This window comes from Sphingomonas sp. Y38-1Y (assembly GCF_032391395.1).
GTDB lineage: Bacteria > Pseudomonadota > Alphaproteobacteria > Sphingomonadales > Sphingomonadaceae > Sphingomonas.
On record NZ_CP135916.1, the window covers coordinates 3,166,373 to 3,190,149 of the forward strand.

Below are 23,777 nucleotides of genomic sequence, written 5' to 3' on the forward strand. Positions count from 1 at the left end.
TCCCCCAACCCGTACCGAGATGACGAATGAGATCGGTCGCCGCCGGGCGACCGGTCCTCACCCCTTCTTCTTGGCACCCCGGTTGGAATAGATCAGCGCCGCCGCGAGCGCAGCCGAGCCGATGCCGATCCCGGCGACCGTCGCGATCGGCCACTTCTTCGCCTCGGCCGGCGGCGGGTTGGCGTCGGTGGCGGAGCGGCGATCCTTGACGCGCTTGGCGTCCTTGGCCGCGGCCATGATCTCGTTGTCGGGCACGTCGTCGCTGTCGGCCATGTCCTCTCCTCGTCTCTAGCCTGTCGTAACGCCTGTCGGCGCCGGCCGCTCCGCCAGATAGTCGCGCCGAAACGCCGCGGCGAAGTCGGCGAGCGTCCCCGCGCGGATCGCCGCGCGCAGATCGGCCATCAGCGCCTGATAGAAATAGAGATTGTGCTCGGTCATCAGCATCGCGCCCAGGATCTCGCCCGCGCGGACCAGATGGTGGAGATAGGCGCGGCTGAACCCGCCACACACCGGACAGGCGCAGGCGGGGTCGAGCGGCCCCTGGTCCTCGCCGAATTTCGCATTGCGGATGTTGATCGGGCCGTTCCGCGTGAACGCCTGGCCCGTCCGCCCCGAGCGCGTCGGCAGTACGCAGTCGAACATGTCGATCCCGCGCTCGACCGCACCCACGATGTCGTCGGGCTTGCCGACGCCCATCAGGTAACGCGGCTTGGCCGGATCGAGCTGGCCCGGCGCATAGTCGAGCACGCCGAACATCGCTTCCTGCCCCTCGCCGACCGCCAGCCCGCCCACGGCATAGCCATCGAAGCCGATGTCCTTGAGCGCGTCCGCCGACGCCCGGCGAAGTCTCTCGTCCAGCGCACCCTGCTGAATGCCGAACAAGGCCGCTCGCCCGGCATGCTCGCCGCCGGCGTCGAACGCCTCGCGGCTGCGCCTGGCCCAGCGCATCGACCGCTCCATCGCCGCGGCCTGCACGTCGCGGGTCGAGGTCGTCGGCACCAGTTCATCGAACGCCATGACGATGTCGCTGCCCAGCAGCCGCTGGATCTCGATCGACCGCTCCGGACTGATGAGGTGCCGCGCGCCGTCCAGGTGGCTCTTGAACGCCACGCCCTCTTCGCTGCGCTTGGTCAGTTCGGCGAGGCTCATCACCTGATAGCCGCCGCTGTCGGTCAGGATCGGCCGGTCCCAGCCCATGAACTGGTGCAGCCCGCCCAGCCGCGCGACCCGCTCGGCGGTGGGTCGCAGCATCAGGTGATAGGTGTTGCCGAGCAGGATGTCGGCGCCCGATGCGCGGACATCGCTGGGCTTCATCGCCTTGACGGTCGCCGCGGTGCCGACCGGCATGAAGGCGGGCGTGCGGATCGTGCCGCGCTGCATCGCGATCTCGCCCAGGCGCGCGCGGCCGTCGGTCGCATGGATGGTGAAGGCAAAGCGCGGCGGCATGGGGCAGGCCTCATGCCCGCCCCGCGCCCGCTTGCCAAGCCGGGAGGGAGCCTGTGCCGCCATCCGGACGTTGGAACGCGGTCAAGGAGAGGCGAGCGATGACCGAACCCACCCATCCCGGCGACCAGGCCGAACCCGGCACCCCCGGCACCGGCGAGAATCTCTGCCCCGATTGCGGCGGATCGGGCCGGCTGAGCGGCGGCGACTGCCCGACCTGCGACGGCACCGGCCGGGTGGTCGAGGGGATCGGCGGAGCGTAGGACGAGGTCGTTCCCGACCTTACCTTGTACGCCGGCGAAGGCCGGGGTCCAGCTGCGGCACGTTGGCTGGAACGCGCAACCTGAGCCTCTCCCGTGCTCTCGCGAAGGCGGGAGCCCAGAGCCAAGCAGCGCAACGTCAGATAACCCTGGGCTCCCGCCTGCGCGGGAGCACAGCTTGCGGTGAGCCTTCCCAACTCGACCCCGGCCTTCGCCGGGAAGGTGCCATGTCAGGATCGAAGGCCATCCCCCTTTAACCATCCCCCCGCCCGCGCTAATCGCTAGCCGATGCTCCCCGTCTGTAACGTGTCGCGCTCGATCCTCGGCCAGCCCTGGCATTGGCGCGGGCTGGCGGGCGATACGCTGGACGCCGGCTTCGTCGCCGACGATCTGGTGACGCGGCTCCTCCTCGCCCGCGGTTGCCCGCGCGAGGCGATCGAGGCGCATCGCACCCCCTCGATCCGCGGGTTCATGCCCAACCCCTCGATCTTCCGCGACATGGACGTTGCCGCGCGCCGCTTGGCCGACGCGGTGCAGGCGCGCGAGCACGTCGCGGTGTTCGGCGACTATGACGTCGACGGCGCGACGTCGGCGGCGTTGATGATCCTCGTCCTGCGCGACCTCGGCCTCGAAGCTCGCCCCTACATCCCCGACCGGCTGATGGAGGGCTATGGCCCGTCCGCCGAAGCGCTCGTCCGCCTGGCCGAGGAAGGCGCCAGCCTCATCGTCACCGTCGATTGCGGCGCACAGGCGTTCGAGGCGCTGGCGAGCGCAAGCGCCGCGGGCACCGACGTCGTCGTCGTCGACCACCACAAATGCTCGAGCCTGCTGCCGGAGGCGCATGCGGTGGTGAACCCCAACCGCCTGGACGAAGGCGAAGGCGCCGCGCACGGCCATCTCGCCGCGGTCGGCGTCGCCTTCCTCCTGTGCGCCGCGTTGCTCCGCGAACTGCGCGCCCGCGGCTTCTTCGCCGAGCGGCCCGAGCCCAAGCTTCTCGACCGCCTAGACCTGGTCGCGCTCGGCACCGTTGCCGACGTCGCGGCGCTGCGCGGTCTCAATCGCGCGTTCGTCGCCCAAGGGCTCAAGGTGATGACGCGCCGCGCCAATCCCGGCCTCGCCGCGCTTGCCGATGCCGCGCGGCTGACCCGCGCGCCGACCTGCACCGACCTGGGCTTCGCGCTCGGCCCACGCATCAACGCCGGTGGCCGCGTTGGCCGCGCCGATCTCGGCGTCCGCCTGCTCACGACCCGCGACCCGAACGAGGCACAGGCGATCGCCGCCGAGCTCGATCGCCTCAACGAGGAACGCCGCGCGATCGAGGGCGAGGTGCAGACCGCGGCCGAGGCGATGTGCGGCGGCGATTGCGCGATCGCGGTCGTCTCCGGCGAGGGCTGGCATCCGGGCGTGATCGGCATCGTCGCCGGCCGCCTCAAGGAGCGGCTCGGCCGCCCCTCGCTCGTCATCGCGGTGGGGGAGGACGGCATCGGCAAGGGATCGGGCCGCTCGATCCCCGGCGTCGACCTGGCCGCGGCGGTGCTCGCCGCCAAGGAAGCCGGGCTACTGATCGCCGGTGGCGGCCATGCCGCCGCGGCGGGCGTCACCGTGCCGCCAGGCGGCGTACCCGCGCTGGCGGCGTTCCTGGAAGAAAAGCTCGCTGCCGCCGTTACGCGCGCGCGCGAGGATCGGGCGCTGCTGCTCGACGCGGTGCTCGCGCCCGGCGGCGTCTGTGCCGATCTGGTCGACGCGATGGAGGCGGGCGGCCCCTATGGCATGGGCTGGCCCAGCCCGCGCGTGGCCGCCGGTCCCGTGCGCATCGTGCGTGCAGACCGCGTCGGCAACGGCCATGTCCGCGCGATCGTCGCGGGCGAGGACGGCCGCAGCCTGAAGGCAATGGCGTTCCGCATGGCCGACACCGATCTCGGCGCCGCCCTGCTCGGCGCGCCGCCGCATCGCCGCCTGTGGCTGGCCGGCCGGGCCAAGCGCGACGACTGGAGCGGCAAGGCGGTGGCAGAGCTCCACATCGACGATGCCGCCTGGTCCGATTGATCCAATCGCAGGGCTTGACCGCCCCGCCCGCCTCCCCTAATCGCGCGGCCTGCCCACGCGGCCCCTTCGTCTAGCGGTTAGGACGCGGCCCTTTCACGGCTGAAGCACGGGTTCGATTCCCGTAGGGGTCACCATCTTCCTATCGGAAGCGCGGATTTCCGCCGCTCTGGCGCGTTTCGTCGATTTAGTAGCCGTCCGGTGATACAAATAGGGTGGCAAGCGTACGCCGACGGCGAAGCTGAGCCTGGCGACCTGCGGCAAGTTGGTGGCCGATGTCGCCCGCCAGTCGAAGCTGAACGTCGATGTCCAAAGCTTTCCGGGCCAGCTCGTGATCGTGAAAGGCGGCCGGACGGGCGCCGGTGCGTTCGTGGTCCAATGCATCGCCGTCGACGGCAAGACGGTGAGCGTGGTGCAAGGGATCGACTATCAGAACAGGAAGGCCGCCATCGGTCAGATCGCCGACCGCGCCTTTGCAGCGATCAAGGGCGCGATCCGCTAGGCTTGGCTGGTGCATGCGGCGTCGGTTCGCCGCAGCCGCCACAATGCTGACACGCGATGTGGGTTCAGGCGGCACCGAGGCGGGCGTGCTCCATACGGACAGCAACCAGGAGCGCGCCTTCCTTACCGCCGGTCCGCTCGGCGCTAACGGTGAGCCGACACGGCGATGGCTTGATCGTTCAGCGACAGATACCATGCGCGAATTGCTTTGCTAGGGCCTGAAGAATGACAGCCTCAACCGCATCCGGCGCCGCAGAGATCGTCGCAGTGCGCCGCCAAACGAAAGTCGGCCCAAATACGGCCGCTTGCCGGCCGACTGAGGAGACTATGATGCGGGCCGATGACGCCCGCTATGCGGTCTTCAGGCTTGGAACGCGCGAATGATCCCCCGTGAGCTGATCGGCGTCGCCGACGTGCCGGGCGGTCCGCCGCTCAGGCTGTTCAAGCGCAACGACGATTTCATGATCGTGCTCGAGCGTAACGAGCTGATGAGCACGCGGATGAGTGGCTCGGAAGTGGCGCTCGGTACGCTGACCTGCGCGCGCATCGCCGGCATCCGGGCGCCGCGCGTTCTGATCGGCGGCTATGGGATGGGGTTCACGCTTCGAGCAGTGCTGGGCCGGCTGGGCGCGGATGCGGAGATCGTCGTCGCCGAGCTCGTGCCCGGCATCATCGAGTGGGCGCGTGGACCGATGGCGGCGCTGACCGACGGCTGTCTCGACGATCCGCGGGTGAAACTGGAAATGGGTGACGTGCGGGCGTTGATCCGCGGCACGGTCGGCGGCTTCGACGCGATCATGCTCGACGTCGACAACGGCCCCGATGGCCTGACGCGCGAGGCCAATGGCGGCCTGTACGCCTCGGCTGGCCTTGCCGAGGCCCGGCGTGCCCTTCGTCCCGGTGGAACGGTGGCGGTCTGGTCGGCGGCGCCGGACCCGGCGTTTACCAACCGCTTGATCAAGGCGGGCTTCTCGACGGACGAGGTGCGCGTTCGCGCCCGTGAGAATGGCAAGGGCGCGACGCACGTCATCTGGCTGGCGAAGACGAAGCCATAGTGGAATTCGCGGGCGGCCAGTCCTGCCACGGCCACCGCCCCCATCGTGACGATCTGGATAACGGAAAATAAAGCACTGCCGCGCCATCTTCCGGCGCATGACAACTCAGGCTTTCGCAGCGGTCGGACTTTTCAGCGCCATGGCGGTCGGCACCGGCGCCATCTTCAGCTCCGTGATCGAGCTCGTTCGCGATGGCTGGAGCCTGCGGCAGGGCTTGTCGGTGTCGCTGACCGCCACCGGAACGCTCGCCGTCGTCGCGTCGATCTGCGGCGTCGCCTAGGCGGCCCTTCGCGCTCGGGCCCTTCCGTGCAACCTTCTGCCGATCGCACGGCAACGAACGCTGGTTCTGATGCGCGATCGCGCGGGTTCCAACTTCTTCGTAGCTGACCACCAAGCGCCAGCATGCGCGTACGGCGCAACATGACTTGAGAAGAGCCCTCGGCGGCTCACTTCTATTGCCAATTGATTTTCAGCGGACTTCGGCGCAGGCGCGCGAGCCGATGCGCCTTCTCTCGCTCGCCACCGGCCTTGCCGCCCTGTTCATCGCCGCACCTGGCTGGGCACAGCAGGATGACCTTCAGGCATGGGAGCAGCTCAACGTCGTCCTGCCCGTCGCCAAGGGTGTTCGCGTCACCGGCGAGCAGATCGCGCGGACCAGCGACCGCCAGCAGGGCGTCTATACCACCGAATACGGCGTCCTGGTCGGCATCCAAATCGCCAAGGGTATCGAACTCGGGATCGGTTACCGCCATGTCGGTTTCTTCAACGCCAATACTGCCGCCGATGAGGATCGCGTCCGCCAGCAGATCGTGATCTCGCGCGGTCGCTTCGCCGGTCGGCTGCGGCTCGACGAGCGCTTCAATCCGGGCGGGGCCGAAATCGGCTTCAGGGTACGTCCGCTCGTCCGGTACAATCTGCCGATCGGCCGGACGCGGCTGTCGCTGTTCGGCAGCCACGAGAGCTTCATCCTGCCCAACAGCACCGTCTGGGGGCAGCGCGCGGGCTATGAGCGGATGCGCAACATCGCAGGGATCAACGTGCCGATCGGCAAAGCGCTGAGCGCAGACGTCGGCTATCTCAACCAGTTTCGCCCCGGTCGCGGCGGGGCGCGGTCACAGATGGATCATGCGTTGTCGCTCCAGCTGACCGTCAACCTCGACAAGCTGGGCGTGCCGATGCTCCACGACTGACCGCGCGAAGTCCCGCGGCTCACACGTCCAGCAGCGCGCGGAGTTCGAGAATGGCCTTTCCGCTCCAGGTCCGATCGGAACAGACGATCGAGTAGGGCCAGAGCACCTTGTCCGGATCGCTCAGCGCGATGCGGACCATCTTCACCAACGGCCCTCTGCCGATCTCCTCGGCCGGATGGAGGTGAAGCTCTTCGATCCAGTGCGCACGAGACCGCAGCAGCTGCGCCGGCGTGTCCGCTTCGGGCATGGTTCCAGCCGAACTGCGCTCCACCGTCAAACCGGTGTGCCCTAGAACAACAGCGTGAGCGAGTAGAACAGCGCGCCGACCGCCGCGGATGCCGGAATCGTGATGATCCAGGCCGCGACGACGTTCTGCGCGACACCCCAGCGGACCGCCGACGCGCGACGCGCCGTACCCGCTCCGATGATGCTGCCCGTAATGGTGTGGGTCGTTGACACCGGGATGCCGAGCAGCGACGCGGTGAACACCATGATCGATCCGCCCATCGACGCGCTGAAACCCTGGTGCTGGGACAGCTTGGTGATGCGGCTTCCCATCGTCTCGATGATCTTCCAGCCGCCGCTCAACGTGCCGAGGGCGATCGCAATGTAGCAGGCGATCGCCACCCAATGGGGGACGTGAAACTCACCGGACAGATAACCCGTCGAATAGAGGAGGACGGTGATGATCCCCATCGTCTTCTGGGCGTCGTTCAGGCCGTGGCTGATCGAATAGGCCGCCGATGAGAGCAGATGCAGAAAGCGAAAGCTCTTTTCGGCCGTACGGTTCTTGGCTCGTGCGAATGCCCAGCTCGTCACCAACATGATGAGCATCGCCAGCAGCATGCCGAGCAGCGGCGAGAGAATGATCGCGATCAACGTCTTGTTGAGGCCCGTCCACTGGATCCCGGTGAAACCGGCATGAGCCACACCTGCGCCCACGATGCCCCCCACGAGCGCGTGGCTTGAGGAGGATGGGATACCCTTGAGCCAAGTCACGACGTTCCAGAACATCGCGCCGACAAGGGCGCCAAAGACGACCGCCGGGGTCACCAGATCCCTGTCCACCAATCCTTGGCCGATCGTCTCCGCGACCTTGTGCAGCTCTGGAAAGCCGAGCGTCAGGAAATAGGCGGCGAAGTTGAAGAAGGCGGCGAACGCGACCGCCTGCACCGGCCCGAGCAATCGGGTGGCGACGACCGTCGCAATGGCGTTTGCCGCGTCATGCAAGCCGTTCAGGAAGTCGAACGCAAGCGCGACCAGGATGAGGCCGACCAGCAGCGGAAAGGCAAGTTCATGCATCGGACGTCAGGCGTGATCGATGACGATACCGTCGATTTCGTTGGCGACATCTTCCAGCGCGTCGACGATCCGCTCCAGATGCTTGTAGATTTCACGCGCGACCACGAATTTGAGCGTGTCGCTGGCGCCATATGCCTTGAACGCTCGCTTGATACCGGCGTCGTGGATCTCGTCCGCGTGCCCCTCCATGCGAACCAGTCGCTCGGTGAGCTCGTGCAGGCGCCCCCCATTTTTCGCCACGTCGCGCAGCAGCGGCATGGCTTCGGCGGTGAGCCGCGCGGCATCGACGATGATCGCCGCCATGTCGCGCATCTCGGGCTCGAACGCCGTCACCTCGTAAAGGTCGACGGCGCCCGCGGCGGCCTGCATCTCGTCGACGGCATCGTCCATCGCGCCGATCAAGCTGGTGATCGCGCTGCGATCGAAGGGCGTGAGGAACGTCTTGCGAACCGTCTGGAGCACTTCCCGGATGATGTTGTCGGCATCGTGCTCACGCTCCATGATCTCGCGGATGTGATCGGCCGTCGCCCCGCCATTCTGCTGAAAGAGCCGGGCGAGCGCGTCCGCTGCGGCCGTGATGGTGACGGCATGCGCTTCGAACAGCTCGAAGAAGTTGCCCGTCTTTGGAAGCAGCCGCTGAAACCAGCCGAACATGTTAGCAGTCCTCGAATGTTGAGCAGCGGCGGCGAACATCGTCCCGCGGCGGGTGGCGGCGACGAACTCGCGCGCGTCGAATGACCGGATGAGGTCGCGCAGATCGGGTTCCTCGACGGCATCGGCCGCTTCGGCGAGCGAGAACCAGCGGCGCTCCCGCTGATGCTGCTCCTTCCACTGCGAAAGCTCCGCCGTCACCGCGAGCGGAAACACCTCGACATCGGCCATCAGAGACGCACCGTTGCCACGGCGCTTGCGGTACCGATAGTTGCCGAGCGGCGTGGGGCACGCCGCACCGACGACGCCCGCCTCCTCCTCGGCTTCGTTCGCCGCCGCTTCGTGCGCGGTCATACCCGGCGACACGTTACCCTTGGGGATGACCCAGCGACCGGTCCCCCTCGACGTGACCAGCAACACGCGCACCGGCGCGTCGATCGCGGAACTTTCTGAACGATATGGCAGAGCAGCAATCTGGCGAATGAGGCGTCTCCTCGCGGAGGCGCATGCCTCATTTCACCAGTCGAGACAATCGCGTGAAACCGCTGCCGCCACCCGTGCGCACCGAGGGGGGCGGATGACGTCAGTTCCCGTCGGCGTCGACCATGAAGATCATGGGCCGGCCGCGAGACATCGGGTCCCAACCGGCCGCTAGCGCCGATCGGATGCCGCGGGTGATCGTCGGATCGTCGAGCTGAAGGCGGCCGCGCGGCAAGCCCCTGAGCAGCCGCTTGGGCGCCGGAAACTCGATCAGGGCTTCGCGCTTGGCATCACGCTGCCGAAGCGCGATGGTCATCCCCTTCCAGCCCTCGTCGTCCGAAAGATGCGGCTCACGCTCAAGCTGCCAGTCATAGGTGACGCCGTCGACCTCGACCGCGCCGCTGTTGCTTTGAGAACGTGCCATTTGTCCTCCTAGCATGCAGCAGCCTCAATGCACGCCCTGCCGACGCGCCCCGGCGATCATGCGACGGGCGATCTGCCGCACCGCCTCATCATCCTTGTCGGCGCCATCGGCCGGGTCGCCGAGATGGTCGAGGCTGGCTTCCAAGAAGTCGAGCAAGCCAGGATGGTTCGCCTCGACATACTCGATCAGCTTGAACAGGAGATGCTCGGTTGCGATCTCGCGGCGGCGGGTCTGGATGGCATCGGTCATGTACGCAGGCTCCTTGGTGCGACACGTCCAACGCCGCGCGGCAGCATACGGGCGCAGGATTTCCGCTCCGAAACATGACGATGCAATGGCGCGACCCGCGCGTGGTGGATAAGAGGCATTGGTGAACGCCTCTTCGCAAGCCGACCGTGCACCCGACTTCGTTGTCATCGACGTCGAGACTGCCTGCTCACGGACGAGCAGCATCTGCCAGGTCGGTATCGTCGGCTTTCGCGATGGGCAGGAGGTGTTCGCCTGGGAAACGTTGCTGGATCCCTGCGACGAGTTCCATGCGGGAAACACGAGGATCCACGGCATCGCCGCCCACCATGTGGTAGGCCAGCCGATCTTTGCCGATGTGCACGCGACGATCGACGCCCATCTGACCGGCCGCATCACGGTCGCGCATTCGTTGTTCGACAAGGGAGCGATCGCCGCCGCCTGCCGCCTGCACGACCGGACGCCGATCGAGACGCGGTGGCTGGACAGCGTCCGCGTCGCGAGAGAGGCATGGCCCGATCTCGAGAACCACAAGCTGGGCAACCTCGCACGCTTCCTGAGCGTCCCGCATCGTCACCATGATGCACTGAGCGATGCGCGGGCCGCAGGCTGGGTGATCGTCCGCGCCATCGAGCACACGGGCACGTCGCTCGCCGAGTGGATGGCGCCGCCCCGCCCCGTCGGACCGGCGCCGCGGGCAGCCGCCGACGGCCCTTATCTTGGCGAGCGGATCGCCATCCTGGGTCAGCCGAGGGATGGCCCGATCGCACATGCCATCGCTGCGCTTGGCGGCACCATCCATTCGTCCGTCGGCCTGACCACGACGATGCTCGTGGTGGCGCGTGCCGAGCCGTTCGGCCGGTCGGTCCTCGCAAACGCCGGCTATCGCCGCGCCTTGAAGGCGATTGCCGATGGCCGACGCCTCCGCATCGTGTCCGCGCAGGCACTCGGACTGGCCTAGAACCCGTTAGCTCGCTCTAGAGCATCGGCTGGCCTGAGGCCGATGCATCTCCGCCCGAGCGCCCTCGGCTATAGAGGCGATCATCATTCCGTGAACCAAAACAGCTTCAACAATCGTTGGTCGTGCGCAGATCAGCGATGCGGAGGGGCGAGTGACAGGTCGAACGATCGTCGTGACCGGCGCGGAGTCGGGTATCGGTGCGGCATGTGCGACGGCATTCGGGGCCGCCGGTGATCGTGTCGCAGTCCTCTACTTCGCCGACCATGCCGCGGCCGAGGTGACGATCGCCGCGGTGCGCAGCGCCGGGGGCGAGGCGATGGCCGTGCAGGCCCATGTCGATGACGAAGCCTCCGTCGACGCCGCGTTCGCCGCGGTCGAGCGCGCCTGGGGGCCGGCGGACGTGCTCGTCAACTCGGCGGGCGTGAACATGACCGGCGTTGCCGTTCGCGAGATGACGCTCGATCATTGGCGGCGCATGATCGACACCGACCTGACCGGCGCGTTTCTCGTCTCGCGCCGCTTCCTGGCCGGGCGCGGTCAGGCGGTCGCGGATGCCGCGATCATCCACATCTCCTCGATCCATGCCTATGCGGTGCGCGCGGGCGGTGCCGACTATTGCGCGGCGAAGGGGGGGCTTTCTAATCTAGTCGAGACGGTTGCGATTGAGGAGGCGCGGCGGGGCATCCGCGTCAATTCGATCGAGCCGGGCATGATCCTGACACCCATGAACGCACGCGCGCAGCAGGACGATGCCTATCGCCGCACGCTGGAGGCCAACATCCCGCTCGGCCGCGCGGGCAAGGCGGAGGAAGTCGCCGACCTCGCCGTCTTCCTCGCATCCGACCGCGCGCGGTACATCACCGGTGCGCGGATCGTCATCGATGGCGGGCTGTCGCTGATGCAGGCGCTGGGCGCGTGACGGCGGCGGAGAAGGACAAGGTCGTCGATTTCGACGTGCCACTCGACTTCAACGTCAAGCGGATCGAGCCGGTGACGCTCGGCGGCCCGGCGGCGCTGATGGGCCGCGACCTGATGAGCCCCTATGTCTGGCGCGAGGCCGACGGGCGCTGGGGCATCATGGTTCGCGCCGTGACCAAGGCGGGCGAGCCGATGGTCGATACGGGCCAGATCTGGGCGGGCTGGAGCGAGGACGGCGTCAACTTCGCGATGCTCGACGCCCCCTCGATCGTGCCGGGCCCAGGCGACCACGATGCCGGCGGCGTGGAGGATCCGACGGTCATCCGGCGCGATGACGGCTATGTCGTCTATTATTCGGGCGTGCTCGCCGACCACGCGCATGGCGAACTCTCCTATGCGACCGGGCCGTCGCTCGACCGACTGGTCAAGAGCGGGGTCGCGCTCGCCTCTTCGAAGTCCGAGGGTAACACCAAGGAAGCGACGATCGACCGGACCGCCGATGGCCAGTGGCGGCTGTTCTACGAATATGCCGCGGACGAGGCGTCGCGCATCGGCCTGGCGAGCGGCCCAGACATCGCCGGTCCGTGGACCGAGGCACCCACGCCCTTCCTGCCGCGCGTGGATAGCTGGGACGACTGGCATCTTTCGACGGGGCCGCTGCTCACCGACGATCCGGCGCGGCCGGTGATGTTCTATAACGGGGCGACGCGGGACGCGCGGTGGCGGATCGGCTGGGCGGCGTTCGATGCCGAGTACACGCGCGTGGTGGCGCGCGGGCTGCAACCGCTGCTGACGCCGCCCCCGGCCGACGATCGCGGCGCCACCGACATCGCCTTTGCCGCCTCCGTTGTGGTCGAGGATGGGCAGATCTGGCTCTATTACTCGCTCGAAGATCGCAAGCTCGCGCGGGCGCTGATCCGCCGAAGCTGACGCGCGTAGGGAGCCGCGCGGCGGGACGCGCGGCTCCTGTCGGACGATCAGCCTTGCGGCGGGATCGGCGCGGCAGGCGGCTGTGCCTGGCCGGGGGCGGAGGCGGCGGTGCGACGCCGTTGGCCGCAGGTGGCGGGGGCGGAGGCGGCGGTGCAACGCCATTGGCCGCAGGCGGCGGGGGCGGCGGCGGCGCGCCGTCCGGCCCGGCGGGGCCACGCGGTCCCGGTGCGCAGCCCGCTGGCGGCGGTGGCGGCGGTCCGCCGTCGCGACCCGGCCCGTGGGGGCCGGCCGGCCGCGGCGGCCGCGGACCGACTGCCGTGACCTCGCCATTCTGAGCGACGACATAGCTGGCGCGAAGCTGCCCGTCGTCGAACCGGCCCTGCACCATCACCGGCTCACCCCGGCGCACCAGCCCCTGTGCCTCGCGCCCGGCCGCGACCATCGCGCGGCCGCCATCGTCCTGGACGATGAAGCGGTCGCCATAGACCTCGGCCACCCGGCCCTTGACCGTGACGAGGCCGCTTTGCGTCGCCAGCTTGGCGATCGGCGTGCGCACGGTCGGCGCCATCTCGATCGCAGGGCGCGTCACCTGAACCGCGCCCGCGCCGCCGGCGGCGCCCAGCCCCACCAGGATCGCCGCGCCCGCGACCATCGCCGCGCGGCTGTTCTTCCACTTGTCGAAACCGACCATCGATCTGCTCCTTGCTTGTCGATGCACCGGCTCTAGGCCACGCTTGCCGCCGCCCCGCTGAACCCGGCGGTTCAGTTTCGGTTTAAGCGGCGGAGGTAGCCGGCCCCATGCGCATCCTGCTTGTCGAGGACGATCCCGATCTTGGCCCCGCCATCGCCCGCGCGTTGCGGGCCCAGCAGTGCGCGGTCGACCTGTTCGCCGATGGTGTCGACGGCGGCCATGCGGGTGCGACCGAGGCTTATGACGCCGCGGTGCTCGACCTTGGCCTGCCGGGACAGGACGGCATCACCGTGCTTCGCCAATGGCGCGCGGCGGGGCGGCCGATGCCCGTGCTGATCCTCACCGCGCGAGAGGCGTGGTCGGACAAGGTCGCCGGGTTCAAGGCGGGCGCCGACGACTATCTGGTCAAGCCCTTCCGGGTGGAGGAACTGGTGATGCGGCTGCGGGCACTGGTGCGCCGCGCCGCCGGGCACGCCGCGACCCGGCTGGAATGCGGCCCGCTCGCCTTCGAGAGCCAGACCGGGCAGTTCGAGCTCGATGGCCTGCCGCTCCGGCTGACGGCGCTGGAGTGGCGCGTGCTGTCCGCACTGATGCTGCGCAAGGAAGCAGTGATCGAGCGGCTGGACCTGCTGGAGCGTGTCTATGAGGGCGATGCCGATGTCGATTCGAACAGCCTAGAGGTGATCGTCGGACGGCTGCGCAAGAAGATCGGCTCGGCGCTGATCGAGACGGTGCGTGGCCGCGGCTATCGCCTGACCGCGAGTGCGCTGGGATGAGGCTGCTGCCCCGCTCGCTGTTCGGTCGCATGTTCGCGCTGTCGCTCCTGGCGACGCTGGCCGCCTTGGTGGTCGCGGGGTTTGCGATCGGCGGCGTGCTGGAGCGGTTCGTGATCGGCGGCGTCGATGCGCGGCTTCGCGACCGGCTGGTGGCGCTGGAGAGCGCGGTTCGGGACGACGGCTCGCTCGACCGCGCGCAGCTTGGCAGGGTGGCCGCGCGGCTTCGCTCCGGCGAGCCTTGGCAGGTCGTCGCGGTGGCGGGCACCGTCGGCGGCGGCGGCGATCTGGCGAAGATCGACACGCCGCCCGGTCACAGACCCCCGCGGCCGTTCGAGGACGAAGCAGCACCGTTCGAAGGGCGGATGCGCGACGGTACCCGGGTGCATGGGTTGTCGACAACGGTGGCGACCAGAACGGGCGACGTGCGCGTCCTCGTCGCGGTGCCCCGCTCGGAGATCGACCGGCCGGTGCTCGCCGCGCTGACGCCGCTCGCCGCGTCACTCGCGATCCTGGGCCTGGCGCTCGGCGGCGCGGCGCTGGTGCAGTTGCGCTTCGGCCTGCGCCCGCTGGCGACCCTGCGCACCGCGGTCGAGGCGATCCGCCGCGGACGCGCGTCACGCGTGCCCGAGGACGTTCCCGACGAACTCGTCCCCCTCGCACGCGAACTGAACGCCCTCGCCGCCGACAGTGCGGCGGCGCTGACGGGGGCTCGGGCGTCCGCCGCCAATCTCGCGCATGCGCTCAAGACCCCGGTCGCGACACTGTCGCTGCATGTCGGCGACGATCCGGTGGCGCGCGCGCAGCTTCAGCGGATCGAGGCGACGCTGCGCCATCACCTGGGCCGCGCGCGCGCCGTCTCGGTCGACCGGCGGGCCACCACCGTGCTCGCTCCTGCGCTCGCCGATCTGGTCGCGGCGATCGTCGCGCTGCATGGCGACCGCGTCCGCGTTTCTCTGGATGTGGCCGAAGACCTTGCCGCGGCGATCGATCCGCAGGACCTGGACGAGCTCGCCGGCAACCTGATCGACAATGCCGCGCGTCATGCTGCGGCGAATGTCACCGTCAGCGCCCTGGCGCGCGACCGGGACGTCCAGCTCGCGGTGGCGGACGATGGTCCCGGCATTCCGGCGGCGGATCGCGATCGCGCCACCGCGCCGGGCATCCGCCTAGACGAGCGCGCCGATGGTCACGGCTTCGGCCTCGCCATCGCGCGCGAGCTGGCCGAGCTCTACGGCGGCACGCTCATGCTGGCCGATTCACCCGAAGGCGGATTGCTCGCGACCGTTACCTTGCCGATCGCGCGTTAGGCGCAGCGCGCGACCCCGGTCAGCGCGCCGCCCAGCGGATCGCGTTGGTCAGGATCAGGCGGTAATTGGGGTCGTCGTAATTCTCTGGATTGTGGCCCATCGCCGAATAGACGACCCGCCCCTTGGTGCGCGGATTGACCCAGATCACCGGATGCACCGCGCCCATCTTGAGCTTGTCGCCGGGGCGATAGCTCGCCTCGTCGATCCGCGCGAGGATCGTCATGCCGCGCGTCGCCGGATCGACGTCGAACGAATACCATTCGTCGGCGGGCTTCCACGGCAGCTTGACCCCCGCCATCACTGGGTGGCGCGGCTGGTCGATCAGCACGCTGGCCGGCTGGATATGGTCGGGGCCGTTGGGGTGGCCGGTAAAGGTCGCGCCGATGATCGTGTCGAAATACCAGGGCGCCTTGTGGCTGTTGTCGCCCGCGGCATGCAGCGCGACGATGCCGCCGCCGCGCGCGACGAAGCGCGCCAGCGCCTCTCGCTGCGGCGCGGTCATGAAGTCGCCGCTCGCGCTGTTGAGCACCACGACCGAGAAGTTCTTGAGGATCGCGTCGTCGAACACCGCGGCGTTCTCGGTCGTGAAGCTCGGGCGCTTCAGATCCTTGGCGATGCCGGCGATCACCTCGTTCGAATGCGGAATATGCTCCAGGTGGCGCCACGCATTGGTCTTCGACACGATCAGGACGCCGCGCTGGATGCCGGCGGGGACCGCGGGCGGCACGCTGTCATAGGTCGGCTTGGGCAAATGCGGATTGGGCGCGGTCTGCGTCAGCGCCGCCAGCATTGCGACCGCCAGAACCTTGAGCATCCGTCCCTCCCCTCGTCACCGATATCGTCGTTGCGACAGCGGGTTATCGCAGCAGCAGGGGCCGCGCAATCGGTGAGCGCCCGATGCGCGGCCTTGAACGCCCGCACCGATCGCGGCATGCCCCCTTCCGATGAATGGACGCTGGCAGTTCTGGGTCGATCGCGGCGGCACGTTCACCGACGTCGTTGCGCGCGATCCGGATGGGGGACTGCGCACCGCCAAGCTGTTGTCGGAGGATCCCGGCCGCTATGACGATGCGGCGGTGGCGGCGATCCGGCAGCTGACGGGGGCAGGCGACGGCCCGCTGCCGCCGCTCGACCTGCGCATCGGCACGACGATCGCGACCAACGCGCTGCTCGAGCGCAAGGGCGAGCCGGTGCTGCTGGCGATCACGCGCGGGTTCGGCGACGCGCTGGTGATCGGCACGCAGGACCGTCCGGACATTTTTGCACGCGACATCCGCCGCCCGCCCCCGCTCCACGCCGCGACGATCGAGATCGACGAGCGCGTGACGCATGGCGGCGAGGTGCTGGTGCCGATCGACACCGATGCGGCGCGGCGAGCGCTTCATGGCGCGTATGACAAGGGGCTGCGCGCCGTCGCGATCGTGCTGATGCACGGCTATGCGCATCCCGCGCACGAGCAGGCGCTGGCGGCGATCGCGCGCGAGACCGGCTTTGCCGAAGTCGTCGCGAGCCATGAGGCGGGCGCGCTCATCAAGCTGATCGGGCGCGGCGATACCGCGGTGGTTGACGCCTATCTCTCACCAGTGCTGCGCCGCTATGTCGACCGGCTGACGGCGGCGCTGGGCGAAAACACCGCGCCGCTGTTCATGCAGTCGAGCGGCGGCCTCGCTCCCGGCCACAGCTTTCGCGGCAAGGACGCGATCCTGTCGGGACCGGCGGGCGGGATCGTCGGCATGGCGCAGACCGCGCGCGCGGCGGGGTTCGATCAGGTCGTCGGCTTCGACATGGGCGGCACCTCGACCGACGTATCCCTCTATGCCGGCCGCTACGAGCGCGACAATGAGGGGCAGGTCGCGGGGGTGCGCATCCGCGCGCCGATGCTGCGCATCCATACCGTCGCGGCGGGCGGCGGATCGATCTGCGGCTATGACGGCGGGCGGCTGTTCGTCGGGCCGGCATCGGCGGGGGCGGTGCCGGGCCCGGCCTGCTATCGCCGCGGCGGGCCGCTGACGCTGACCGATTGCAACGTGGCGCTGGGCAAGATCCAGCCGGCGCATTTCCCCGCGGTATTCGGTCCGTCAGGCAACGAGCCGCTTGATGCCGAGGCCTCGCTCGACCGGCTGGAGCAACTCGCGGCCGAGGTCGGGCGGCCGGCGGACGAGGTTGCCGAGGGCCTGATCGCCATCGCCGTCGCCGACATGGCCAACGCGATCCGCGCCGTCTCCGTCGCCCGCGGGCACGACGTTCAGCGCTTCGCGCTCGCCTGTTTCGGCGGCGCGGGCGGGCAGCATGCGTGCCTCGTCGCCGACGCGCTGGGCATCGACCGTGTGCTCGTCCACCCGCTGGCGGGCGTGCTGTCGGCCTATGGCATGGGCCTCGCCGAACGCAGCGCGGTGCGCGAGCGAACGCTGGCGCTGCCGATCGAGGATGCCGCGGCGCTTGCCGAGGCTGCCGACGCGCTGACCACAGCCGCGCGCGAGGGGCTGGCCGATGCCGCCGGCGCGATCCGCATCGCCGCGACCGCGCATCTGCGGACCGCCGGTGCCGACAGCCCGATCGAAGTCCCGCTCGGCTCCGAGCCCGCGATGCGCACGGCGTTCGAGGCGGCGTTCCGCGCGCGCTTCGGCTATCGCCCGACCGGCCCGCTGATCGTCGACATGCTCCGGGTCGAGGCGATCGCCGCCAATGACGGCGACGTCCCCGCCCCGCCCCCGCCGCCGACCGAGAGCGCGCCGCCGATCGGCCACGCGCGCGTCCGCATGGCGGGCGAGACGCACGATGTCGCGATCCATGCGCGCGCCGCGCTTGCCGAGGCGAGCGAGATCGCCGGGCCGGCGCTCGTCATCGACGCCAACTCGACGACGGTGGTCGAGCCGGGCTGGCGCGCCGCGATCGATATGGCGGGGAACATCATCCTCGCCCGCACCGCGCCGCGCGCCACGACGGCGATCGGCACCGCCTATGATCCGCTCAGGCTCGAAATCTTCGCCGGCCTGTTCATGTCGATCGCCGAGGAGATGGGCGGCGCGCTCCGTCACTCCGCCTCCTCGGTCAACATCCGCGAGCGGCTCGATTTCTCCTGCGCGCTGTTCGACGGCGCGGGCAACCTCGTCGCCAATGCGCCGCACATCCCCGTCCATCTGGGATCGATGGGCGAGAGCGTGAAGACGATCCTGCGCCGCCGAGGTGCGGATGGCCGCGGGATCCGGCGCGGCGACGTCTATGCGCTCAACGCGCCCTATGACGGCGGCACGCACCTGCCCGACATCACCGTCATCCAGCCGGTGTTCGTCGGGACCGGCGACACCCCCGACTTCTTCGTCGCGGCGCGGGGACACCATGCCGATGTCGGTGGCATCACGCCCGGATCGATGCCGCCCGACAGCCGCACGATCGAGGACGAGGGCATCGTCTTCGACAACGTCCTGCTGGTCGAGGATGGCGTGCTGCGCGAGGGCGAGGTGCGCGACCTGCTCGCGTCCGGTCGCTGGCCCGCGCGCAACATCGACATGAACCTTGCCGACCTCGCCGCCCAGGTCGCCGCCTGCGCGCGCGGGGCGGAGGGCCTCACGCGGGCGGCGGAAGAACACGGGCTCGGCACCGTCGCCGCCTATATGGGGCATGTCCAGGACTATGCCGAAGCGGCGGTGCGGCGGCTGATCCCGACGCTGGCGGAGGGCGACTTCGCCTATGAACTCGACAGCGGCGCGGTCGTGCGCGTCGCCGTTCGCCGCGCGGGCGACGCGCTGTCGATCGACTTCACCGGCACCAGCGACCAGCAGCCGAGCAACTTCAATGCGCCGCTGGCGGTGGTGCGCGCCGCGGTCCTCTATGTCCTGCGCACGCTGATCGACGTGGCGGTGCCGCTCAATGATGGCTTCCTCCGCGCGGTCCTGCTGACGGTGCCGGAAGGATCGATGCTCAACCCGCGCGCGCCCGCCGCAGTGGTCGCCGGCAATGTCGAGGTGAGCCAGGTCGTCACCGACGCGCTGCTCGGCGCGCTCGGCGCGATGGCGGGGTCGCAGGGGACGATGAACAACCTGACCTTCGGCGACGCGGCGCACCAATATTACGAGACGATCGCCGGCGGATCGGGCGCGGGGCCCGGCTTCGACGGCACCGCGGCGGTGCAGACGCACATGACCAACAGCCGCCTGACCGATCCCGAGGTGCTGGAGGCGCGCTTCCCCGTGCTGGTCGAGGCGTTCGCGATCCGCCACGGATCGGGCGGCGCCGGCGAGAGCCGCGGCGGCGACGGCGCGGTGCGGCGGCTGCGCTTCCTCAAGCCGCTGCGCGCGGCGATCCTGTCCAACCGCCGCCGCGTGCCGCCCTTCGGTCTTGCCGGCGGCGAGCCCGGCGCGACCGGCGCCAACCGCATCGAGCGTGTCGACGGGACGGTCCAGCCGCTCGGCGCCACCGACGCCGCGGCGATGGGCGTGGGCGACGTGCTGGTGATCGAGACGCCGGGCGGCGGCGGCTTCGGGCGGGCGGCGGACTGATGCTCGTCCTGTCGGGCATCGCGGTGATCGTGCTCGGCTTCCTGCTGCGGTTCAATCCGTTGCTCGTCGTGGCGGTCGCGGCGGGCGTGACGGGGATCGCCGCGGGGCTCGACCCGCTCGCGATCCTCGCGGCCTTCGGCAAGGCGTTCAACGACGCGCGCTACGTCACCGTCATCTACATCGTCCTGCCCGTCATCGGCCTGCTAGAGCGGCACGGGCTCCAGGAGCGGGCGCGCAGCCTGGTCGCGGCGATGCGCGGCGCGACCGCCGGGCGGCTGCTGATCGGCTATCTCCTGTTCCGCCAGGTCACCGCCGCGCTCGGCCTCACCTCGATTGCCGGGCCGGCACAGACCGTCCGGCCGCTGGTCGCGCCGATGGCGACCGCCGCGGCCGAGAAGGAGGGCGCGGAGCCGAACGACGAACAGGTTGCGGCGATGGCGGCGGCGACCGACAATGTCGGGCTGTTCTTCGGCGAGGACATTTTCATCGCGATCGGATCGATCCTGCTGATGAAGGGCGTGCTGGAAGGGTACGGCATCGTCATCGAGCCGCTGCACCTGTCGGTCTGGGCGATCCCGACCGCGATCGCCGCGTTCCTGATCCACGGGGCGCGGCTGCTGTGGCTCGACCGCCGGTTGAAGCGGGCGTCGTGATCGGCCTGCCCTTCATCTATGGCGTGGCGGGGCTCGTCTTCCTCGCCTTCGCCGCATTGAGCGCCGTCGATGCGAGCCACCCGAAGCGCTTCGGCAATGCCGCCTTCTATGCGCTGATCGCGTTGAGCTTCCTCGCCGGCGATCGGCTGGGCGATATCGGCAACGGCGTGCTCGTGCTCGCGCTGGTCGGGATCGCCGGCGCGGGCGGCGTCGGTCGCGGCACGCCCGCGACGACGAGCGGCGAGGAGCGCGCGGCGGAGGCGGCGCGGCGGCGCGACCGGCTGTTCCTGCCTGCGCTCGTCATTCCCGTGACGGCGCTTGCGGGTACCTTCGCGTTCAAGGCGATGCCGGGGCTGGTCGATCCGAAGCAGGCGACGTTGGTCGCGCTGACGATCGGCGCGGCGCTGGCGCTTCTCATACTCTATCTCTGGCTGCGGCCCCGGCCGGCCACGCCGTTTCAGGAAGGGCGGCGCCTGATGGACGGGATCGGCTGGGCGGCGGTGCTGCCGCAGATGCTGGCGAGCCTGGGCGCGGTGTTCGCGCTGGCGGGCGTGGGCGAGGTCGTCGGCGGGCTTGCGGGCGCGGCGATCCCGGAAGGGAGCCGGCTGGGCGCGGTGATCGCCTATGGGCTCGGCATGACGGCGTTCACGATGGTGATGGGCAATGCCTTTGCCGCGTTTCCGGTGATGATGGCGGCGATCGGGATGCCGCTTCTCATCCGTCAATATGGCGGCGATCCGGCGATCGTCGCGGCGATCGGCATGCTCGCGGGGTTCTGCGGCACGCTGATGACGCCGATGGCGGCAAACTTCAATCTCGTCCCCGCGGCGCTCCTGGAGCTCAAGGATCGCAATGCGGTGATCCGGCGACAGGTGGCGACCGCGCTTCCCCTGCTGGTGGTCAATATCGTGCTGATCCATGTCCTCGCCTTCTGACCTCACCCCCGATATCGCCGCCGGGTTCGCCCGGCTGACGCTCGGCCATCTGGGCCAGCCATGGCCGTACAAGCTCGACCATGTGATGACCGGGCCGGACGACGTTCGCGCGCCTGCCGAGCTCCACCCGATCTTTCACGGCAGCTTCGACTGGCATAGCTGCGTCCATGGCTGGTGGCAGGTGCTGCGCATCGCCCGCGCGTTTCCCGACCTGCCCGTCGCGGCCGAGATCCGCGCGCGTGCCGACACGATGCTGGTACCCGCCAACGTCGCGGGCGAGCTCGCCTATCTCGCGCGTCCGGCGAGCGGCGGGTTCGAGCGGCCCTATGGCTGGGGATGGCTGCTCGCGCTCCATCATGAGGCGTCGCGCCACGACGCCGGCTGGGGCGCGGCGCTGGAGCCGTTGGCGCGGGCCTTTGCGGCGCGCTTCCACGCCTTCCTGCCCAAGCTCACCTATCCCATTCGTGTCGGTACCCACTTCAACACCGCCTTTGCACTGACGCTCGCGCGCGAATGGGCGCTGGCGTTCGACGGGGCGCTGGTCGAGCGGATCGACGATCGCGCGCGCGGCTGGTTCGGCGGCGATGCCGATTGCCAGGCGTGGGAGCCGGGCGGCGACGAGTTCCTGTCGCCCGCCTTGTCGGTCGCGCTGCTGATGAGCCGGGTGGAGCCCGACTTCGCGCGCTGGTTCGACCGCTTCCTGCCGCGCGCCGCCGATCGCCAGCCGGCGAGCCTGTTCACCCCCGCGCATGTCAGCGACCGCAGCGACGGCAAGATCGCGCATCTCGACGGCCTGAACCTCAGCCGCGCCTGGGCATGGACGGCGATCGCCGATGCGCTGGGCGCGGACCATCCCGCCACCGTTCCCACCCGCGCAGCCGCATCCGGGCATCTGGCGGCGAGCATCGATCACCTGGCCGACGACTATATGGGCACGCACTGGCTCGCCAGCTTCGCGCTGCTGGCGCTCGGCGGCGAGACGCGCACTTAATCCTATCGACTTAGTGGTTCATGCGCGATACGACGCGCTGCTCGCGAACGGGGTCACCGACCCGGTGAGCGCAAAGGAGACGCCATGAAGAAGACTGTTTTCGCCGCCATCGCGCTGTCCTCGCTGACGCTGGTGGCTTGCGGCGGCACGCCGTCGGGCAACAGCACGGTCGAGAATGTCGGTACGGTCGACGACCTCAATACCACGGAAACGCTGGACGAGACGACGTTCGGCAACGACACGACGCTCAACACCGGCGACCTCAACACGCTGGGCCCGATCGACGATCCGGCGCTGGCGAACGGCGCGGGTGCGCTCGACAACACGACCACCAACGCCCTCTGACATAGCCGCGCTTCGGGCATCGCGACCGCTTCTTTATTCCCATTAGATAAATGGGTGTTATAAGCGGTGCGTGCCTAGAGCTCCCAGGCAACTCCTGCCCGGCGGATCACCGCCGGGCATTTCTTTTCAAGCTCGCGGCGGCGCCGTCGATGCGCGTACCGTCAGGCTCGCGGGTACCACCTCGGGCGTCGGATCGGCCTCCCCGCCCGCCTGTTCGGCGATGATCCGTTCGGTCGCGCGCGCGGCTACCTCGGCGATCGGCTGGACGATCGCGGTCAGCGGCGGATGGGTGAAGCGGACGATCGGGGTGTCGTCGAAGCTGACGATCGACAGGTCGCCGGGCACCGCCAGCCCCCGCTCCCGCGCGACCTCCAGCGTCGCCAGCGCCATGCGGTCGTTGCTGGCGATGATCGCGGTCGCGCCGCGTTCGACCAGCAGCCGCGCCGCCGCGAGGCCCGCCTCATAGCCGAAGTCGCCGCGCGCCATCAGGTCGTCGGTCGCCAGCCCCGCCGCCGCCATCGCCGCGCGCCAGCCCTCGATCCGCCAGCCGCTCAGCTCATAAGCCTCCGGCCCGGCGATGAAGCCGATCCGCGCATGGCCTAGGCCCGCCAGATGCTCGGTCGCGAGCCGCGCGGCGCGCTCGTCGTCCATCGTCAGCGCAAAGCCGTAGCCGTCGCGCAGTGATCCGATCCGCGCGACGCTGACATGCTGCGCCTCCAGGAGCTGGAGGATCAGCGGATTTTCCGAATGCGGCGGGGTCAGGATCACGCCGTCGGGCCGCAGCGCCGCGAGCGCCGCCGACAGCTCGCGCTCGATATGATCGCTGTGCGTGTCGACCAGCTCGACCAGCAGGCGATAGCCATGCTCGGCCGCCTTCACCATGCCGCCCAGCATCATCTGGTCGACCCAGTCGGTGCCCTGCCGCTCACGCCAGTCGGCGATCGTCCGCTCGCGATCGTTGAGCGCCAGGATCAGGTAGGAGCGCGAGCCGCCCATCCGCTGCGCGGCGATCGAGGGGACATAGCCCAATTTGTCGATCGAGGCCTGGACGCGCTCGACCATTTCGGGCCGGACGGTTCCCTCCTTGTTGATGACGCGGCTGACCGTCTGGAGCGAGACCCCCGCATCCGCCGCGACATGCTTGATGGTGACCGCCAGCCGGCGCCTGGCCATCGG

Annotated in this window: 26 protein-coding genes and 1 tRNA gene; 18 read left to right on the forward strand and 9 right to left on the reverse strand. The window is 69.4% G+C overall.

Annotation, left to right across the window (positions count from 1 at the left end; translation table 11 throughout):
- Positions 1–57: 57 nt before the first annotated feature.
- Both RS883_RS15025 and tgt read right to left on the reverse strand, forming a co-directional pair.
- A complete protein-coding gene (locus tag RS883_RS15025; protein ID WP_315760992.1) occupies positions 58–273 on the reverse strand; it encodes a hypothetical protein in 216 nt (71 codons plus the stop codon).
- A 15-nt stretch (positions 274–288) separates the two neighbouring features.
- The gene (gene tgt / locus RS883_RS15030; RefSeq protein ID WP_315760993.1) at positions 289–1,446 is read right to left on the reverse strand and encodes a tRNA guanosine(34) transglycosylase Tgt; all 1,158 of its coding nucleotides are present in this window, start codon (positions 1,444–1,446) and stop codon (positions 289–291) included.
- A 98-nt stretch (positions 1,447–1,544) separates the two neighbouring features.
- Here tgt and RS883_RS15035 point away from each other — a divergent pair, with 98 nt between their 5' ends.
- The 7 genes from RS883_RS15035 to RS883_RS15065 all read left to right on the forward strand — a co-directional run bounded on the left by RS883_RS15035 (position 1,545) and on the right by RS883_RS15065 (position 6,492).
- A complete protein-coding gene (locus tag RS883_RS15035) occupies positions 1,545–1,706 on the forward strand; it encodes a hypothetical protein (protein ID WP_315760994.1) in 162 nt (53 codons plus the stop codon).
- Between the two features lie 285 nt (positions 1,707–1,991).
- A complete protein-coding gene (gene recJ / locus RS883_RS15040) occupies positions 1,992–3,749 on the forward strand; it encodes a single-stranded-DNA-specific exonuclease RecJ (RefSeq protein ID WP_315760995.1) in 1,758 nt (585 codons plus the stop codon).
- A gap of 59 nt (positions 3,750–3,808) precedes the next feature.
- A tRNA-Glu gene (locus RS883_RS15045) sits at positions 3,809–3,883 on the forward strand.
- Between the two features lie 131 nt (positions 3,884–4,014).
- Positions 4,015–4,248: a DUF6180 family protein gene (locus RS883_RS15050; RefSeq protein ID WP_315760996.1), complete on the forward strand. Its 234-nt coding sequence runs from the start codon at positions 4,015–4,017 to the stop codon at positions 4,246–4,248.
- A 379-nt stretch (positions 4,249–4,627) separates the two neighbouring features.
- Positions 4,628–5,302, forward strand: coding sequence for a spermidine synthase (locus RS883_RS15055; protein ID WP_315760997.1), 675 nt, complete (start codon positions 4,628–4,630; stop codon positions 5,300–5,302).
- A gap of 139 nt (positions 5,303–5,441) precedes the next feature.
- Positions 5,442–5,582: a hypothetical protein gene (locus RS883_RS15060; protein ID WP_315760998.1), complete on the forward strand. Its 141-nt coding sequence runs from the start codon at positions 5,442–5,444 to the stop codon at positions 5,580–5,582.
- A 220-nt stretch (positions 5,583–5,802) separates the two neighbouring features.
- The gene (locus RS883_RS15065; RefSeq protein WP_315760999.1) at positions 5,803–6,492 is read left to right on the forward strand and encodes a DUF2490 domain-containing protein; all 690 of its coding nucleotides are present in this window, start codon (positions 5,803–5,805) and stop codon (positions 6,490–6,492) included.
- Between the two features lie 19 nt (positions 6,493–6,511).
- Here the strand turns inward: RS883_RS15065 and RS883_RS15070 are convergent, their stop codons facing one another.
- The 5 genes from RS883_RS15070 to RS883_RS15090 all read right to left on the reverse strand — a co-directional run bounded on the left by RS883_RS15070 (position 6,512) and on the right by RS883_RS15090 (position 9,598).
- On the reverse strand, positions 6,512–6,739 hold the full coding sequence (locus RS883_RS15070) for a hypothetical protein (protein WP_315761000.1): 228 nt from the start codon (positions 6,737–6,739) through the stop codon (positions 6,512–6,514).
- A gap of 41 nt (positions 6,740–6,780) precedes the next feature.
- The gene (locus RS883_RS15075) at positions 6,781–7,794 is read right to left on the reverse strand and encodes an anion permease (RefSeq protein WP_315761001.1); all 1,014 of its coding nucleotides are present in this window, start codon (positions 7,792–7,794) and stop codon (positions 6,781–6,783) included.
- A gap of 6 nt (positions 7,795–7,800) precedes the next feature.
- Positions 7,801–8,928: a DUF47 family protein gene (locus RS883_RS15080; protein ID WP_315765162.1), complete on the reverse strand. Its 1,128-nt coding sequence runs from the start codon at positions 8,926–8,928 to the stop codon at positions 7,801–7,803.
- A 100-nt stretch (positions 8,929–9,028) separates the two neighbouring features.
- The gene (locus RS883_RS15085; RefSeq protein WP_315761002.1) at positions 9,029–9,349 is read right to left on the reverse strand and encodes a hypothetical protein; all 321 of its coding nucleotides are present in this window, start codon (positions 9,347–9,349) and stop codon (positions 9,029–9,031) included.
- Positions 9,350–9,373: 24 nt separating this feature from the next.
- Entirely contained in the window at positions 9,374–9,598 is a 225-nt protein-coding gene (locus RS883_RS15090; RefSeq protein ID WP_315761003.1) for a hypothetical protein, read from the reverse strand.
- Between the two features lie 121 nt (positions 9,599–9,719).
- Between RS883_RS15090 and RS883_RS15095 the strand changes: the two genes are divergently transcribed.
- From RS883_RS15095 to RS883_RS15120, 6 genes are all read left to right on the forward strand, one after another.
- Positions 9,720–10,556, forward strand: coding sequence for an exonuclease domain-containing protein (locus RS883_RS15095; protein ID WP_315761004.1), 837 nt, complete (start codon positions 9,720–9,722; stop codon positions 10,554–10,556).
- A 151-nt stretch (positions 10,557–10,707) separates the two neighbouring features.
- Entirely contained in the window at positions 10,708–11,475 is a 768-nt protein-coding gene (locus tag RS883_RS15100) for an SDR family NAD(P)-dependent oxidoreductase (protein ID WP_315761005.1), read from the forward strand.
- Between the two features lie 98 nt (positions 11,476–11,573).
- Positions 11,574–12,404 (forward strand): glycosidase, encoded by an 831-nt coding sequence (locus RS883_RS15105; protein ID WP_409977419.1) that lies wholly within the window; start codon positions 11,574–11,576, stop codon positions 12,402–12,404.
- Positions 12,405–12,512: 108 nt separating this feature from the next.
- Positions 12,513–12,725, forward strand: a complete 213-nt coding sequence (locus RS883_RS15110) for a hypothetical protein (RefSeq protein ID WP_315761007.1) — start codon at positions 12,513–12,515, stop codon at positions 12,723–12,725.
- Between the two features lie 477 nt (positions 12,726–13,202).
- A complete protein-coding gene (locus tag RS883_RS15115) occupies positions 13,203–13,871 on the forward strand; it encodes a response regulator transcription factor (protein WP_315761008.1) in 669 nt (222 codons plus the stop codon).
- Complete coding sequence (locus RS883_RS15120; protein ID WP_315761009.1) at positions 13,868–15,178, forward strand: HAMP domain-containing sensor histidine kinase; 1,311 nt, start codon at positions 13,868–13,870, stop codon at positions 15,176–15,178. The genes RS883_RS15115 and RS883_RS15120 overlap by 4 nt, the downstream gene beginning before the upstream one ends.
- Before the next feature lie 19 nt (positions 15,179–15,197).
- Here the strand turns inward: RS883_RS15120 and RS883_RS15125 are convergent, their stop codons facing one another.
- The gene (locus tag RS883_RS15125) at positions 15,198–15,992 is read right to left on the reverse strand and encodes a ThuA domain-containing protein (RefSeq protein WP_315761010.1); all 795 of its coding nucleotides are present in this window, start codon (positions 15,990–15,992) and stop codon (positions 15,198–15,200) included.
- A gap of 130 nt (positions 15,993–16,122) precedes the next feature.
- Here RS883_RS15125 and RS883_RS15130 point away from each other — a divergent pair, with 130 nt between their 5' ends.
- The 5 genes from RS883_RS15130 to RS883_RS15150 all read left to right on the forward strand — a co-directional run bounded on the left by RS883_RS15130 (position 16,123) and on the right by RS883_RS15150 (position 22,601).
- A complete protein-coding gene (locus RS883_RS15130; protein ID WP_315761011.1) occupies positions 16,123–19,677 on the forward strand; it encodes a hydantoinase B/oxoprolinase family protein in 3,555 nt (1,184 codons plus the stop codon).
- Positions 19,677–20,330 carry a DUF969 domain-containing protein gene (locus tag RS883_RS15135; RefSeq protein WP_315761012.1) on the forward strand — a complete coding sequence of 218 codons (654 nt, stop codon included), beginning with the start codon at positions 19,677–19,679 and terminating at the stop codon, positions 20,328–20,330. Before RS883_RS15130 ends, RS883_RS15135 begins: the two co-directional genes overlap by 1 nt.
- A complete protein-coding gene (locus RS883_RS15140) occupies positions 20,327–21,265 on the forward strand; it encodes a DUF979 domain-containing protein (protein WP_315761013.1) in 939 nt (312 codons plus the stop codon). Before RS883_RS15135 ends, RS883_RS15140 begins: the two co-directional genes overlap by 4 nt.
- Positions 21,249–22,256: a DUF2891 domain-containing protein gene (locus RS883_RS15145; protein WP_315761014.1), complete on the forward strand. Its 1,008-nt coding sequence runs from the start codon at positions 21,249–21,251 to the stop codon at positions 22,254–22,256. The genes RS883_RS15140 and RS883_RS15145 overlap by 17 nt, the downstream gene beginning before the upstream one ends.
- An 84-nt stretch (positions 22,257–22,340) precedes the next feature.
- On the forward strand, positions 22,341–22,601 hold the full coding sequence (locus RS883_RS15150) for a hypothetical protein (protein ID WP_315761015.1): 261 nt from the start codon (positions 22,341–22,343) through the stop codon (positions 22,599–22,601).
- A 126-nt stretch (positions 22,602–22,727) separates the two neighbouring features.
- Here the strand turns inward: RS883_RS15150 and RS883_RS15155 are convergent, their stop codons facing one another.
- Positions 22,728–23,774: a LacI family DNA-binding transcriptional regulator gene (locus RS883_RS15155; RefSeq protein WP_315761016.1), complete on the reverse strand. Its 1,047-nt coding sequence runs from the start codon at positions 23,772–23,774 to the stop codon at positions 22,728–22,730.
- Between the last annotated feature and the right edge of the window lie 3 nt (positions 23,775–23,777).

Coding starts and splice junctions, on each gene's coding strand:
- RS883_RS15135 (WP_315761012.1), top strand. CDS start 19,677: ATGCTCGTCCTGTCGGGCATCGCGGTGATCGTGCTCGGCTTCCTGCTG.
- RS883_RS15075 (WP_315761001.1), bottom strand. CDS start 7,794: ATGCATGAACTTGCCTTTCCGCTGCTGGTCGGCCTCATCCTGGTCGCG.
- RS883_RS15105 (WP_409977419.1), top strand. CDS start 11,574: ATGGGCCGCGACCTGATGAGCCCCTATGTCTGGCGCGAGGCCGACGGG.
- RS883_RS15065 (WP_315760999.1), top strand. CDS start 5,803: ATGCGCCTTCTCTCGCTCGCCACCGGCCTTGCCGCCCTGTTCATCGCC.
- RS883_RS15145 (WP_315761014.1), top strand. CDS start 21,249: ATGTCCTCGCCTTCTGACCTCACCCCCGATATCGCCGCCGGGTTCGCC.
- RS883_RS15150 (WP_315761015.1), top strand. CDS start 22,341: ATGAAGAAGACTGTTTTCGCCGCCATCGCGCTGTCCTCGCTGACGCTG.
- RS883_RS15115 (WP_315761008.1), top strand. CDS start 13,203: ATGCGCATCCTGCTTGTCGAGGACGATCCCGATCTTGGCCCCGCCATC.
- RS883_RS15130 (WP_315761011.1), top strand. CDS start 16,123: ATGAATGGACGCTGGCAGTTCTGGGTCGATCGCGGCGGCACGTTCACC.
- RS883_RS15025 (WP_315760992.1), bottom strand. CDS start 273: ATGGCCGACAGCGACGACGTGCCCGACAACGAGATCATGGCCGCGGCC.
- RS883_RS15155 (WP_315761016.1), bottom strand. CDS start 23,774: ATGGCCAGGCGCCGGCTGGCGGTCACCATCAAGCATGTCGCGGCGGAT.
- RS883_RS15125 (WP_315761010.1), bottom strand. CDS start 15,992: ATGCTCAAGGTTCTGGCGGTCGCAATGCTGGCGGCGCTGACGCAGACC.
- tgt (WP_315760993.1), bottom strand. CDS start 1,446: ATGCCGCCGCGCTTTGCCTTCACCATCCATGCGACCGACGGCCGCGCG.
- recJ (WP_315760995.1), top strand. CDS start 1,992: ATGCTCCCCGTCTGTAACGTGTCGCGCTCGATCCTCGGCCAGCCCTGG.
- RS883_RS15035 (WP_315760994.1), top strand. CDS start 1,545: ATGACCGAACCCACCCATCCCGGCGACCAGGCCGAACCCGGCACCCCC.
- RS883_RS15055 (WP_315760997.1), top strand. CDS start 4,628: ATGATCCCCCGTGAGCTGATCGGCGTCGCCGACGTGCCGGGCGGTCCG.
- RS883_RS15070 (WP_315761000.1), bottom strand. CDS start 6,739: ATGCCCGAAGCGGACACGCCGGCGCAGCTGCTGCGGTCTCGTGCGCAC.
- RS883_RS15120 (WP_315761009.1), top strand. CDS start 13,868: ATGAGGCTGCTGCCCCGCTCGCTGTTCGGTCGCATGTTCGCGCTGTCG.
- RS883_RS15085 (WP_315761002.1), bottom strand. CDS start 9,349: ATGGCACGTTCTCAAAGCAACAGCGGCGCGGTCGAGGTCGACGGCGTC.
- RS883_RS15090 (WP_315761003.1), bottom strand. CDS start 9,598: ATGACCGATGCCATCCAGACCCGCCGCCGCGAGATCGCAACCGAGCAT.
- RS883_RS15060 (WP_315760998.1), top strand. CDS start 5,442: ATGGCGGTCGGCACCGGCGCCATCTTCAGCTCCGTGATCGAGCTCGTT.